Source organism: Thalassospiraceae bacterium LMO-JJ14, assembly GCA_021555105.2.
Classification (GTDB): domain Bacteria; phylum Pseudomonadota; class Alphaproteobacteria; order Rhodospirillales; family Casp-alpha2; genus UBA4479.
Map to the genome: position 1 here is coordinate 3,070,013 of CP134604.1, position 13,200 is coordinate 3,083,212.

Annotated in this window: 12 protein-coding genes; 9 read left to right on the forward strand and 3 right to left on the reverse strand. The window is 55.5% G+C overall.

The window, feature by feature from the left end:
• Positions 1 to 14: 14 nt before the first annotated feature.
• Positions 15 to 779, forward strand: a complete 765-nt coding sequence (gene flgH, locus L2D14_14545) for a flagellar basal body L-ring protein FlgH (protein ID WNJ99079.1) — start codon at positions 15 to 17, stop codon at positions 777 to 779.
• 191 nt (positions 780 to 970) lie between these two features.
• On the opposite strand, the gene L2D14_14550 is transcribed toward flgH, so the two are convergent.
• The 3 genes from L2D14_14550 to L2D14_14560 all read right to left on the reverse strand — a co-directional run bounded on the left by L2D14_14550 (position 971) and on the right by L2D14_14560 (position 2,599).
• Positions 971 to 1,267, reverse strand: coding sequence for a hypothetical protein (locus L2D14_14550; GenBank protein ID WNJ99080.1), 297 nt, complete (start codon positions 1,265 to 1,267; stop codon positions 971 to 973).
• Positions 1,268 to 1,592: 325 nt separating this feature from the next.
• Positions 1,593 to 2,009 (reverse strand): RNA polymerase-binding protein DksA, encoded by a 417-nt coding sequence (dksA, locus tag L2D14_14555; protein ID WNJ99081.1) that lies wholly within the window; start codon positions 2,007 to 2,009, stop codon positions 1,593 to 1,595.
• 164 nt (positions 2,010 to 2,173) lie between these two features.
• Positions 2,174 to 2,599 (reverse strand): flagellar assembly protein FliX, encoded by a 426-nt coding sequence (locus L2D14_14560; GenBank protein WNJ99082.1) that lies wholly within the window; start codon positions 2,597 to 2,599, stop codon positions 2,174 to 2,176.
• A 398-nt stretch (positions 2,600 to 2,997) separates the two neighbouring features.
• On the opposite strand from L2D14_14560, the gene L2D14_14565 reads away from it, so the two are divergent.
• The 8 genes from L2D14_14565 to flgK all read left to right on the forward strand — a co-directional run bounded on the left by L2D14_14565 (position 2,998) and on the right by flgK (position 13,187).
• Complete coding sequence (locus L2D14_14565; GenBank protein ID WNJ99083.1) at positions 2,998 to 4,065, forward strand: Fe(3+) ABC transporter substrate-binding protein; 1,068 nt, start codon at positions 2,998 to 3,000, stop codon at positions 4,063 to 4,065.
• 133 nt (positions 4,066 to 4,198) lie between these two features.
• Positions 4,199 to 5,842, forward strand: a complete 1,644-nt coding sequence (locus L2D14_14570) for an iron ABC transporter permease (protein WNJ99084.1) — start codon at positions 4,199 to 4,201, stop codon at positions 5,840 to 5,842.
• Between the two features lie 22 nt (positions 5,843 to 5,864).
• The gene (locus L2D14_14575) at positions 5,865 to 6,950 is read left to right on the forward strand and encodes an ABC transporter ATP-binding protein (GenBank protein WNJ99085.1); all 1,086 of its coding nucleotides are present in this window, start codon (positions 5,865 to 5,867) and stop codon (positions 6,948 to 6,950) included.
• Between the two features lie 201 nt (positions 6,951 to 7,151).
• Positions 7,152 to 8,723 (forward strand): flagellar hook-basal body complex protein, encoded by a 1,572-nt coding sequence (locus L2D14_14580; protein ID WNJ99086.1) that lies wholly within the window; start codon positions 7,152 to 7,154, stop codon positions 8,721 to 8,723.
• Between the two features lie 373 nt (positions 8,724 to 9,096).
• On the forward strand, positions 9,097 to 10,188 hold the full coding sequence (locus L2D14_14585; protein ID WNK01691.1) for a flagellar basal body P-ring protein FlgI: 1,092 nt from the start codon (positions 9,097 to 9,099) through the stop codon (positions 10,186 to 10,188).
• On the forward strand, positions 10,188 to 10,514 hold the full coding sequence (locus tag L2D14_14590; protein WNJ99087.1) for a rod-binding protein: 327 nt from the start codon (positions 10,188 to 10,190) through the stop codon (positions 10,512 to 10,514). Before L2D14_14585 ends, L2D14_14590 begins: the two co-directional genes overlap by 1 nt.
• Complete coding sequence (gene flgN, locus L2D14_14595) at positions 10,514 to 10,951, forward strand: flagellar export chaperone FlgN (GenBank protein WNJ99088.1); 438 nt, start codon at positions 10,514 to 10,516, stop codon at positions 10,949 to 10,951. Before L2D14_14590 ends, flgN begins: the two co-directional genes overlap by 1 nt.
• Before the next feature lie 34 nt (positions 10,952 to 10,985).
• Positions 10,986 to 13,187: a flagellar hook-associated protein FlgK gene (flgK, locus tag L2D14_14600; GenBank protein WNJ99089.1), complete on the forward strand. Its 2,202-nt coding sequence runs from the start codon at positions 10,986 to 10,988 to the stop codon at positions 13,185 to 13,187.
• The last annotated feature ends 13 nt before the right edge of the window (positions 13,188 to 13,200 follow it).

Consider the following 13,200-nt stretch of genomic DNA (forward strand, 5'->3'; position numbering starts at 1 on the left):
CAAGGAATGAAGAGATGAAAACCGTACATACACACAAACGCAGTCTTTCGATCATCGTGGCATTGGTTGCCGTGACGGGGCTGAGTGGCTGCAATCTGGCAACCCGGATCTCAGAAGTCGGCAACGGCCCGCGACTGACGAATATCGAAAACCCGACGGCGAAGCCGGATTACCGGCCGATCAGCCTGCCGATGCCGGCGCCGCAGGTTGCAGAAGACAACCCGAGCTCGCTGTGGCGGAATGGTGCACGGGCTTTTTTCAAGGATCACAGGGCCAAGGAAATCGGTGACATCGTTACCGTCAAACTGGACCTGTCCGACAGCGCGACATTGGCCAACAAAACCGAACGGGACCGCAACGACAAGGAAGATACCAACGTCACAAGTCTACTCGGCCTTGAAAGCGAGTTCTCAAAGGTGTTGCCGCAAGGGGTCAACCCGCTGTCGGTGATGAGCTTCGATAACATTCATTCAACCTCGGGGGACGGGGATATCGAACGCTCGGAAGACATCAATGTGACGTTCGCAGCCGTGGTAACGCAAATCCTGCCGAACGGGTCGCTGGTTGTCATGGGACGTCAGGAAATCATGGTCAACGCCGAACTCCGCGAATTGCTGGTGACCGGCGTCGTCCGCCCCGAAGATATTGAAAGCGACAACACCATCAGCCACGAAAAAATCGCCGAAATGCGCGTTGCCTATGGCGGCCGCGGCACACTGAGTGGATTGCAGCAGCCGCGCTGGGGTACGCAAGTCTGGGATATCATCTTCCCGTTCTAGGTTCATCTAGGAACCTGGTAACTTACAGCCGGCGCAGAAAGCGCCGGCTTTTTTCTGTTCATCTGGACGGTGCTGGACAAGCCCCCCAGCCAGATCCGCACGAAAGTCGGATAATCAGGAAATCAGCAGGAATTCAGGCATAAAAAAAGACGCACAAAGGCGCCGGGCGGAGAATATCGTCCGTTGGAAATTCAGACAGAAACGTTCACTTTGGAGCCAATCGTGTCGCTTTTCGAAGCCTCTGGCGCTGCCTTCGCACTGCTTTCACTATTATTGGTTTCCAAGGTCTTGTCGATGTCATGAATGTCGACAACATCCTCGGTACGCTCGGCTTTGCGTTTCGTTTCTTTTACAGCTTCGGATTGCTTTTCGCTGACGCGCTCAAGGGTTTCCTCAAACTGCTTTTGCTGCACGACGGCAACCTGAAAAGCAGCAGTGGCCGCACTTGCGGCGACTATCGGCTGACCTTGTGTACTCTCGGTTCGCATTCTGCTAACATTCCTTTCGGAGCAATATTTGTTCTAAATTACTCCTCTACGTCATCATCATACACAGAACAACGCAAGTCACGCAACAAAAAAATCACGCAAAAATCGAAATATTTTTTAAGCCCATAAGCCACTGATAATATTCGAATATTTTTAGAATGCCGCAGGAAGAGCGCCGGCTTGGCGGAGAAATGATTTTCCCAACACCCACCCGGATTCAAAAAGTGCGATTCTATGCGTAGGTTTCGCGTCAAATGCCTGCTTCGACAGGCGCTATCCGCAAATCAGGAAAAAGGATCGGTGCTGTACCGAACTGAAAAGACGATCAGTCGTCGCGATGCGTCCGTTCCATCCGCTCGTGGCGCTCCTGCGCTTCGAGAGAGAGTGTGGCAATCGGCCTCGCCTCGAGACGTGCGAGAGTAATCGGTTCATCGGTTTCTTCGCAGTAACCGTAGGACCCGTCCTCAATCCGTTCCAGTGCCTGGTCGATCTTGCTGATCAGCTTGCGGGCCCTGTCACGGGTCCGAAGCTCAAGCGAACGGTCGGTTTCAATGGCCGCCCGGTCGGCAATATCAGGCTCGACGATCCCGCCTTCCTGCAGTGTCTGCAGGGTTTCATTGGATTCCTTAACCAACTCCGCACGCCATCCCAGCAGTTTTTGCCGGAAATATTCCCGCATCCGAGGGTTCATAAACGGTTCTTTGGCGGTCGGCTTGTAATCGGGAGATAACGTAACGCTCATTTGGCGAATAGCTCCTGGATCTGAGGTGGCTAAGCGCGCGGAATATAATTGCGTCAGGCACAGGCTGCAAGCACGTATTTTTCACACGCCTGAACGCCTAACTTCTTGATTTAAATGAGTGTTCAAATAGTGAATATAAATGGCAAACGAAGGCTCACCGCCAATTAGCGTGTCAGCTTGGCAATTTCCACTTCCACCCTGAGTTCAACCTCGCCAATAAGGTCGTTCAGCCTTGGGTCATCGCTGGTCGTCTTTCTCTCGCGGAGTCGCCGCGCCAGGTCCTGCAATCGATCCTTTGAGACCGAACCCGACAGAACTGAAATACGGATCTGCTCGAGCCTGTCCAAGAGATCATTCCCGTAATTCATCATCAGACCACGAGACTTATGATCCGTGGCATCTGCTGTCTGCTGCGCCGCAAGGATCGATGCGACAGGCCCGACCCCGCCGGTTGCCTGTGCCTGGCCACTCTCTTCCGCACCCGAAACATCGCGCAGTGCATCGGCGAAACCACCATCATTGCCGGTGGTTTTCTTAGCCTTACGGGTCGAAGAGACCCCTTTTGCCCCGTCGGTTTTGGTGACTTTCATCGTCTACGGTATCCCCGCGCCAAGTCCCGGCCATGTTTTCAGGCGGTTCTTGGCCCTTCAGCGGCCAATAACGGCATCAAGCCGATTCCGCTAAATGTCTAACATATTCAAAGGGTCCTTCGCGAGGAATTTCAAGGCAGCAGAAAAACCCCTATAGCCATAAAATAAATATGGCTATAGGGGGCGGGCCGGTATAGTCTTTTATTATGCAAATGAGAATGACTTGCATAAAGAGCTTGAAAAAGATAAAACAATGCCGTTAATGATAATCATTCTTAACAAGTTGCTTGGTCGAATTATCCGTTCATCTTCGACAAGCGGCATGCATTAAGAGGGACCCAATAAATCCTGCGCTCGTTCCGAGGAACCGATGCGAGGATTAAGGAGAGATCAACAAGATGACGCGTTTTTTTAAAACCATCGCCCTGAAATCCGTTGCGGCGGCAGCCATTGTGCTTTCTTCCAACGTGGCGATCCAGCCTGCATCGGCTGCAGAAGAAATCAACCTGTATTCCTATCGCCAGCCGTTTCTGATTGAACCTCTGATCAAAAGCTTCAGCGAGGAAACAGGGATTAAGGTAAACATCGTTTTCGCAAACAAGGGCATGCTTGAAAAAATCAAAGCTGCCGGCGCGAATAATCCTGCAGATGCGGTATTGACCGTCGACATCGGTCGACTTTACGCCCTCAAGCAGGCTGGTGTTCTCGATCCGGTCAAATCCGAAGAACTTAACGCCAATATACCGGCACATCTGCGTGACCCGGAAGGACTTTGGTTCGGACTGACACAGCGAGCCCGCATTGCACTTGTATCCAAGGAACGGGTCAAGGAAGGCGAACTCAAAACTTATGAAGATCTCGCCGATCCAAAATTCCGTGGCCGTATCTGCCTGCGCTCCGGCAAACATGCCTACAATATCGCCCTGATCGCCTCGATGATCGCCCATCATGGCAATGAAAAGACCAAAGTATGGCTTGAAGGTCTCAAAGCCAACCAGGCCCGCAAACCGCAAGGCAACGACCGCGCGCAAGCCAAAGCCGTTTATGAAGGACAGTGCGATATTGCCATCTCCAACACCTATTACATAGGCAAGATGCAGACCAACGATGAAAAACCGGAACAGAAAAAATGGGCGGAAGCCGTCCGCGTAACCTTCCTCAACCAGGGAGCCAGCGACCGCGGCGCGCACATGAACGTTTCGGGTGCCGGTGTACTCAAAGGCGCCAAGCATCGCGAGGCGGCCGTCAAATTCATTGAATGGCTGTCCAGGGAAAAAGCCCAGAAAATCTATGCCGAAGTGAACTTCGAATATCCGGCAAACCCTAAAGTCGAAGCATCGGCTCTTGTCAAATCTTGGGGTGAGTTCAAAACCGACAAGCTGAGCATGGAGGATATTGCGAAAAATCGCGAAAATGCCACCAAGCTTGTCGATGAAACAAACTTCGACGAAGGGCCGACGAGCTGACGCTCTTCAGATCCTTTATCGACAAAAGCAGCGGGCGCCTCCATAACAGAGGCGTCCGTTCGTCGTTTCAAGAGCCAATTAAATGATTTCCCACGCCGCACGCCCTTCCCTGCTCGGTCAGTTGCTTCCGAAAATGAGATTCAGCATCTGGACGACCGGTGCAATCATCGTCGCAGTCCTTGTCGCGGCACCGATCATTACCGTACTTGGCATTGCCCTCACGGACTCATCCGACATCTGGCATCATTTATATACCACCGTTCTCGGCCTGTATCTGGAACGCACGCTCCTTTTGATGGCCGGCGTCGGCATCGGTACACTTATCATCGGCACGGGGACCGCCTGGCTCGTGACCATGTGCCGCTTCCGTGGATCGACTTATTTTGAATGGGCGCTGCTCTTGCCACTGGCGGTCCCCGCTTATGTTCTTGCTTTCGTCGTGACCGATCAGTTGGAATACGCCGGGGCCGTGCAAACTCTGCTCAGGGAAACTTTCGGCTGGAGCCGCCCGCAGGATTACTGGTTCCCGGAAATACGCTCCATCGGCGGCGCGATTATTGTCATGACGCTGGTGCTCTATCCCTATGTCTACCTGCTGGCGCGTGCCGCATTTCTGGAACAGTCCGTCTGCGTGCTGGAAGTATCGCGAACCCTCGGCAAGACGGCGCTCGGCAGTTTCCTCCATGTCGCCATACCACTGGCCAGACCGTCCATTGTTGTCGGCGTCACCCTGGTCTTGATGGAAGTACTGAATGATTTCGGCACTGTCGACTATTTCGCCGTCAGGACTTTCACCGCCGGTATCTTCGATGTTTGGCTGAACATGAATTCCATCGGCGGCGCGGCCCAGCTTTCTTCCGTCCTGCTTATGGTCGTCCTGGTGCTGATTGTAACCGAACGGCTGGCCCGCCGTGACCGCAAATTTCACCACACATCCAGCAAGTATTCCGAACTACCGAGTTATAAACTGGGCGGCATTCGAGCCATGCTGGCCTTTGCCGCATGCGCACTGCCGGTGCTGCTCGGGTTTGTACTGCCGGCGGCGGTTCTGGCCAGCTATGCTTTCGATTTTTATGAGGAAACCCTGTCCGCCGATTATTTAAGCTTCGTCGCCAACAGCCTTATCTTGTCCTCATCAGCCGCTGTACTGGCACTCATCATCGGTCTTTTTCTGGCTTATGCTGTGCGCTTGTCGAACGGCCCGTGGGTCAAGCTGGCGGCGCGAACGGCCAGTGTCGGCTATGCCGTGCCCGGTGCCATCCTGGCCGTCGGCGTATTATGGCCAACGGGTGCTCTTGATCAGTCCCTGAGCTGGCTCGGCGGTCATTTGGGAATAAGCATCGGCGCAGTGCTGATCGGCACCATTGCGCCGGTTGTCTATGGTTATCTGGTCCGCTTTCTGGCGCTCTCCTACGGCACGGCGGAAGCCAGCCTCGGCAAAATTACGCCAAGCATGGACGGTGCTGCCAGGACCCTTGGCGCCAGTCCCGCCGGCGCCCTGCAACGGGTACACTTTCCGCTGATGCGGGGCAGTCTGCTGACGGCGTCGATCCTCGTTTTCGTCGACTGCATGAAGGAATTACCGCTGACGCTTATCCTGCGTCCGTTCAATTTCGATACGCTGGCAACCTTTGTTTACCAATACGCTTCGGATGAATTGTTGGAGGAATCTGCTCTCGGTGCGTTGACCATTGTCGGCGCGGGCATTATCCCGGTGATCCTTTTAAGTGTCACGATTGCCCGTTCACGGCCTGGATCAGGAACAGGAACAAGATAAGGTGCACCCGAACGAAGCCAAAATGAGCAGCCTGCACCTCAGAGCCATATCCCATGCCTTCGGGAACAATCAGGTGCTGTCGGGAGTCTCCGTATTCGTGGCGCCGGGTGAGCTGGTATGCCTGCTGGGTCCGAGCGGTTGCGGCAAGACCACGTTGCTTCGCCTTGCTGCCGGTCTTGAATCCTTGCAGACGGGACAGGTCGAAATCAACGACAAGATCGTCGCCGATGGTGCAGATCACCGGCAAATGCCCCCCGAACAGCGTGGCGTAGGGTTGATGTTTCAGGACTATGCCCTGTTCCCGCACCTGAATGTCCGTGAAAATATTGCCTTCGGGATCGATGCTGCGAAGGGCACGCGACGTTCAGGGTGGATCGACGAAGCGCTGGCGACGATGGGTCTTACCGACTATGCAGATGCGTATCCGCATACCCTTTCCGGCGGCCAGCAACAACGCGTTGCCCTTGTTCGCGCTCTGGCGCCGGGACCGCAAATCCTTTTGCTGGATGAACCGTTTTCCGGCCTCGATGTCACACGGCGGGCACAGATCAGGGCAGACACCCTCGAGCTAATCAAGAAATCCGGCGTCGCCACGCTGATGGTCACGCATGACCCCGAAGAAGCCATGTTCATGGCCGACCGCATTCTGGTTATGAACAATGGGCGGGTCGTGCAGGACGGATCTCCGGTCGATCTGTATTTCCAGCCCGAAGACCCTTTCGTTGCCGAATTCTTCGGCCCGGTGAACCGCTTCCGAGGCGAGGTTAAAAACGCTGCGGCGGAAACACCTGTCGGGACTTTCGATGCCAAGACATTCGCGGACGGTACAGCCATCGACATCATGATCCGGCCTGAAGGGTTTCGTCTTTCCGCCGAAAACGATACGCCGCAAGCCATGCCCGGCGATCCGGACGAATTGACCGTTGCGCCGGGTACGCTCGAAGTCGTGACCGCCCGGCCGCTTGGCCGTTCCTCTTTCGTCGTTCTCAGGCTCGCAGACGGCCAAACCGTCGAAACGCGGATCCCGGGCGTTTTTCTTCCCGCTGCCGGCACTCGCGTCCGGGTGGCCGTCAATGCCCGCCAAGTCCACATTTTCAAGGCACATTGAGGCGGCAAAGACCGGTAAAGATTGCCGGGCAGAGACATAAATTCCCCGACGACGGCTCTCGCCCCCCATGCCGCCAACAAAATATCCAGCAAAATCAATATTCTACCTAGAATCGATAGTTGGCATCCCGCTTGCTTATGATATCGCAAGGATAAGTGCGCCCGTATTGGGTGTGCCAGCAAATATAGAGAGAGCGGTTCCATGAGCGGATACGGTCTATTCCAGACGGCGACCTTGGGCATGAGATCCCAGACACACCGGCTGAACACAATCGGCTATAACATCGCCAACGTTAACACCGGCGGATTCAAGCGCACCGATACCGAATTCGAGACGATTTTAAGTGGTCCGACCTACCAACAAAGCGACCTTGGCGGTGTAAAGCCATATGCCCGGCCGACCAACGATGTTCAGGGGCTGATCACACCGACCAACCGCAATCTGGATCTTGCGATCGCCGGCGACGGATTCTATGCCGTTCAGCCGCAATTGTCGGGAACCACGGAAATCTTTTTCACACGCGACGGCTCTTTTGGCATCAACACCGTCGAAGGCCAAACCAGTACAGTCACTGCCGACGACAATTCGACAATTACCGTGTCGAACGGTTATCTGGTCGACAAGAACGGTTATTTTGTACTCGGCTCTCCGGCCAACGCGGACGGTACCTATTCATCTTCGGCAGCAGCGCCCATGCGCGTCGACCAATATGCATTCACCGGCCAGGGGCAGCCAACGACACAAGCCGCGCTCGAATTCAACCTGCCGTCGACCGCCAATTTCGGCGACACGTCCGAGACGTTCTCACTGACGACCTATGATTCGAATGCAACGGCACGAAACATATCCTTCGATTTTGTGCCGATGCTGACGGACAACCAGTGGCGTATCAATATTCGCGCCGACAATCTGACGACATCGACACTGGGGCCGGGCGCAACGGCGACGCGCTCCTCGGGGCTTGCCGCGGCGACGGGGCTGGCGTTCGATTCAGAATTCATTTTCAATGCCGCGGACAAAACGGTTCAGGTCAGCAACACTGGCACGGGAATTCCTGTCAGCGATGCCTTTTCGGACTACGTGGTCGGCGATCAGATCACATTTGCCGGTTCCGCTTCCAACAACTCAACATTCACGATCTCCAATATCACCAACAACGGTTCCACGCTGGTCCTGCAGGAAGCGGTAACGGCGGAATCCACCGGCGCCACCACCGTGACCGCCACATCGGCTTCGTCCCTGACCAGCCCCATGGTCTTCAGTAGCCTGGGGCAGTTGACTTCAACAGGTGAACTGACATTTTCCGCAACATGGGATGATGCCGCAACGTCGTCATTTACCCTAGATATCAGCTCCATGAGCCAGTTCAACGGTGATTTTACGCCTTACCGTTCATCCCAGAACGGGCTTGGCCTTGCCGATCTTACCGACCTGTCTTTCGATAACGCCGGCCATGTGGTTGGCACCTTCAGCGATGGCACGCAGCGGGCGATCTATAAAATTCCGCTGTATGATTTTGCCAACCCGAACGGGCTCGATACTGGCAACGGGATGATCTTCAAGGAAACCACGGAATCTGGTTCGGCAACCGCATTCTTTGCGGATCAATCATCGAAAGCGGAGTTCCTGGCCGGCGCAATAGAAATTTCCAATGTCGATATCGCTGCTGAATTCTCGCGCATGATCCAGACGCAGAACGCCTACAACATGAACGCGACAACCTTCAAGACCATCGACGAAATGACCACCGTCGCACGCGATCTGAAGGCTTAACCCCGCTTAAAAAACCCGGTTTCTAAACTGGTTGAGCGGCTCAGTCGGTCTTCATACGGCGTGGGCTATTGTGCGCAAACGCACAGAAACCGGGGCTTTTCAGCAGTATTCTAACATTTGAAGGACCGCGACCGGCAAAACTTACCCAGCCATTGCCGGAACGGCAGAAAGAGCCGCACAAATACGATGGCGAAATCCTATAACCAATTGAATTAATTGATTTTTATATATCCAAAATCTGGCACGCTATTCGCATAACCATATGCAAACGAGACAGCCGTAAAGACGGCAGGCGACGAAAACGGGAAAAACGATGATGAGAAATCCGCAACACAGCTTCCGCAAAGGCCTGGCCAGCGCCGCTCTACGCTGCATGGTCGCGATAGCGCTGCTCGCGCAGGCTGCCGTCCCGGCGATGGCCTCCTCCAGAATCAAGGACATCATCGATTTCGAAGGCGTGCGAGACAACCAACTCGTCGGCTATGGCCTTGTTGTCGGCCTGAACGGCACCGGTGACACACTCGCCGACGGCCACTTCACCAAACAGAGCCTGCAAGCCATGCTGAACCGCATGGGCGTCAAGCCGACCGATGCCGGCCTCGACTCCGACAACGTCGCCGCCGTCATGATTACTGCCAATCTGCCGCCGTTTGCCCGCCAGGGATCACGCATCGACATCACCGTCAGCGCGCTTGGCGATTCATCGAGTCTGCTGGGCGGCACACTCCTGGTAACACCGCTGCTGGGCGCCGATGGGGAAGTTTATGCCGTTGCCCAGGGTCAGGTCGCCGTCGGCGGCTTCCAGACGCAGGGTGATGCCGAAACGGTCACCAAGGGCGTGCCAACCTCCGGCCGCATCGCCAACGGGGCCATCGTCGAACGTGAGGTCGCGTTCAACCTGACCGGCATGAGCAAGGTCAAGTTGACCCTCAGAAACCCGGATTTCACGACGGCTCGCCGTGTTGCCCAGGCCGTCAACGCCTTCCTCGGCACCTCGGCCGCCGTACCCAGCGATCCGACCACCATCCATGTAACGGTGCCGGACAGCTATCGTGACAACGTCGTCAATCTTCTGACCGATATCGAGCAATTACGGATCGAACCCGATCAACTGGCGCGCGTCGTTATCGATGAACAGACCGGCACCATTGTCATGGGTGAGAATGTCAGAATTTCCAGTGTCGCAATCGCTCAGGGATCGCTCACCATCCGCGTTACGGAAACGCAGCAGGTCTCACAACCCGGCCCGTTCGCCGAAGTCGGCACCACGACCACCGTCGACCGCACGAATATCGAAGTCGATCAAGGCGAAGACAAACGCCTGACGGTCTTGCAACCGGGTGTCACCCTGCAGGAACTGGTCAACGGCCTCAACTCACTCGGCATCGGGCCGCGCGACATGATCACCATTCTTCAGGCGATCAAGACGGCCGGCGCGCTGCAGGCTGAAATCGAGGTGATGTAATGAGCGGTTATTCGACCCCCGATATCGGCATGCAGATCAGCGCCGCGCGCTTCGCACAAGGTGCTGCACCGGCTAGCCCCAACGCTCATAACATGCAGCGGATGCGTGAAACCGCCGAAGATTTCGAATCCGTGTTTCTCGCTGAAATGCTGCGTCCGATGTTCAGCAACATCGAAGCCGCCTCCCCGTTCGGCGGCGGCGCCGGCGAGAAAATCTACAGAGACATGCAGGTCGACGAATACGGCAAGGCACTCGCCAAGGCCGGCGGCATCGGACTGGCGGATTCGATTATGCGAGAAATGATCAAAATGCAGGAGGGCAAGTGATGGATGTTGCCAAGAGAATGACCGATCTGGTCAACGTCACAACAAGGCTGATTGACGTACTTGAACGCGAGAACGCGATCCTGCGTGATCGGCGTCACAGCGAGTTGACCCTGATCCTTGATGAAAAGGAAACCATCGCACGGGTATATCAGGCGCGGATCATGGGGCTTGAGGAAAATCCCGATGTCCTGGATGACGCCACCGATGAAGACCGTGCCCACCTTATGGAACTGGCGCGCAAGGTCGATAACCTTATGTCGCAAAACGCTCGCCTGCTCGAAGTTGCAATGACGGTCAGCAAACGCATCGTCGATCTGGTTGCCGAAGCGGTTAAGGAGGCCGTGCCGAAAAGCGGCGCTTACTCCGCTAAAGGCAATACAGTCGGCGCACCCGAAAAAGGCGGCAACATGTCGCTGTCATTAAACGAAACGCTGTAGAACGCAGTTGAACCGCCACGAAAGGCGATAACGCATGGGTACGATAACGCTCGCTCTCCGAACCGCACAAAGCGGCTTGCTGGCCAACCAGCAGGCGCTGGATGTGACATCGAGAAACATCTCGAACGTGAATACCGTGGGGTATTCGAGAAAATCCGTAACGTTCGAGAATTCCGCGATCGTCGGCGCCGGCTCGGGCGTCAACATTTCCGAAATCATGCGCTCCGTCGATGAAGGGCTATTGAAAAGCTTTCGCCTTGAAAGCTCGGATCTGAACGAGCTTGCCTCACAGAATACGTTCTGGGACCGCTTGCAGGACCTGTTCGGCACACCGGATGCCAATACCACGCTGAGTCATACCGTCAGCGACCTGACCGATGCAATTGAATCGCTGGTCGTATCCCCGAACAACGCGCTTGAACACACCGAAGTTGTTCGCCGCGCCCAGGATCTGACGGCACAACTTCAACAGATGTCGGTCTCCATTCAGGACCTCCGCCTGCAGGCGGATCAGAAGCTTTCCGACATTGCGACCGAGATCAATTCGCTGGTCAACGAGATCGACACACTGAACGACGACATCATTGCCTCGGGTTCGGTCAGCCGCGAGACCTCGGACCTCAAAGATCAGCGCGACATCAAGGTCAGCCGGTTGGCGGAACTGATCGATATTCGCTATTTCTCCCGCTCGGACGGTGACCTTGTGGTCTTCACATCAAACGGGCGTACACTGGTCGATACCGTGCCGCCTTCCATCACGCACACGCCGGCGTCTGCGGTCACACCGACAACGACACATGCAGAAGGCGATTTCGGCGGTTTCTTCATCGGGGCCAGTTCAAACCCGGCCAACGACGCAACCACCGACATCCGTTCCGGCCAGGCCAAGGGTCTGATCGAGATGCGCGATACGACGCTGCCGAACCTGCAGAGCCAGATCGATGAGTTGGCAGCGCGGCTACGCGATGTCATGAATCAGGTTCATAACCGCGGCGTGTCGTTCCCCGGCGCGCAGGAATATAACGGCACGCGGAACTTCACCGAACCGACAACACAGTCGATCAAGCTCGACCCCACCAATTCCGTCGATGATGTAACCATCGCGCTATTCAATTCGACCGGCGACCAAAGCAAAACGACCACGCTCAATACCATCATGACAGGAGCCGGGTTTTCAGCGCGCGGCAGTGGTAATGACTGGCACATCAACGATGTTGCCGCGACCATGCAAAGCTGGCTCCGCAACAATGGCGCCAGCAGTGCGACCGTTTCTGCGACGTCAGGGCAGTTTGATATTTCCCTGAACACGACGACGTTGAATCTGGCATTCCGAGACGAGACCGCGACGGCGAACGGCTCTACTGCCGGGGATGCCGAAATCGCCTATGATTCCAACGGTGACGGCGTGACAGACGAGACGATATCGGGGTTCTCCAATTTCTTCGGCCTGAATGACTTTTTCACCGATAGTCTGGTCGACAACGTATGGGAATCCGGTGTTTTGGCCAGCACCTATACCGCAACGGCCTCGACACTGACTTTCCGCGATTCCACCGGCTCCATCGGCACGCTGAATATTACAGCAGGCACCACACTGAGCGATCTTGTGACGCAGATTTCAAACGATACGACATTAAGTCAAAAGATCGTTGCTGCGGTCATCCCCGACGGTTCCGGCGTGCGCATCAGGTTCTCGCACAAGAACGGTTCAAGCATGCAAATTACGCAGGCTGCCGGAAATACATTCCTGACCGATGCCGCCGTCAATATAGCCGACGTACGCGTGGCTTCGACGCTACAGGTCCGATCCGATATCCTGACGACACCGTCAAAAATGTCAGTCGGCACCATGCAATGGGATTCCACCCGCGGCATTGCCGGCGAATATCTGATGAGCGTCGCCGACGAAACCGTCGCTGAGGCCATGGCTCAGGCGATGAATTCGACAACCTCGTTCGGGATATCCGGCGGTCTGCCGAATGTCAGCGTTTCCTTTGCCGAACGTGCAGCATCTATCGTCTCAACCAATGCTTCGCTGGCAAGCACCCATGAGCGCAATGCCGATGCCCAGCTTTCGTTGACGGAATCCATCGAATTGCAGTTCGAGTCCGAACGCGGCGTGAACCTTGACGAGGAGATGGCCAATCTGATCGTATTCGAGCAGGCGTTCGGCGCATCGGCGCGGATTATCACGACCATTCAGCGTATGTTTGATGCGCTCGAGCGGGTAATCTAGGCAGGAGGTGAAA

Coding starts and splice junctions, on each gene's coding strand:
- L2D14_14575 (WNJ99085.1), top strand. CDS start 5,865: ATGAGCAGCCTGCACCTCAGAGCCATATCCCATGCCTTCGGGAACAAT.
- L2D14_14550 (WNJ99080.1), bottom strand. CDS start 1,267: ATGCGAACCGAGAGTACACAAGGTCAGCCGATAGTCGCCGCAAGTGCG.
- L2D14_14585 (WNK01691.1), top strand. CDS start 9,097: ATGGTCGCGATAGCGCTGCTCGCGCAGGCTGCCGTCCCGGCGATGGCC.
- L2D14_14560 (WNJ99082.1), bottom strand. CDS start 2,599: ATGAAAGTCACCAAAACCGACGGGGCAAAAGGGGTCTCTTCGACCCGT.
- L2D14_14565 (WNJ99083.1), top strand. CDS start 2,998: ATGACGCGTTTTTTTAAAACCATCGCCCTGAAATCCGTTGCGGCGGCA.
- flgK (WNJ99089.1), top strand. CDS start 10,986: ATGGGTACGATAACGCTCGCTCTCCGAACCGCACAAAGCGGCTTGCTG.
- L2D14_14580 (WNJ99086.1), top strand. CDS start 7,152: ATGAGCGGATACGGTCTATTCCAGACGGCGACCTTGGGCATGAGATCC.
- flgN (WNJ99088.1), top strand. CDS start 10,514: ATGGATGTTGCCAAGAGAATGACCGATCTGGTCAACGTCACAACAAGG.
- flgH (WNJ99079.1), top strand. CDS start 15: ATGAAAACCGTACATACACACAAACGCAGTCTTTCGATCATCGTGGCA.
- dksA (WNJ99081.1), bottom strand. CDS start 2,009: ATGAGCGTTACGTTATCTCCCGATTACAAGCCGACCGCCAAAGAACCG.
- L2D14_14570 (WNJ99084.1), top strand. CDS start 4,199: ATGAGATTCAGCATCTGGACGACCGGTGCAATCATCGTCGCAGTCCTT.
- L2D14_14590 (WNJ99087.1), top strand. CDS start 10,188: ATGAGCGGTTATTCGACCCCCGATATCGGCATGCAGATCAGCGCCGCG.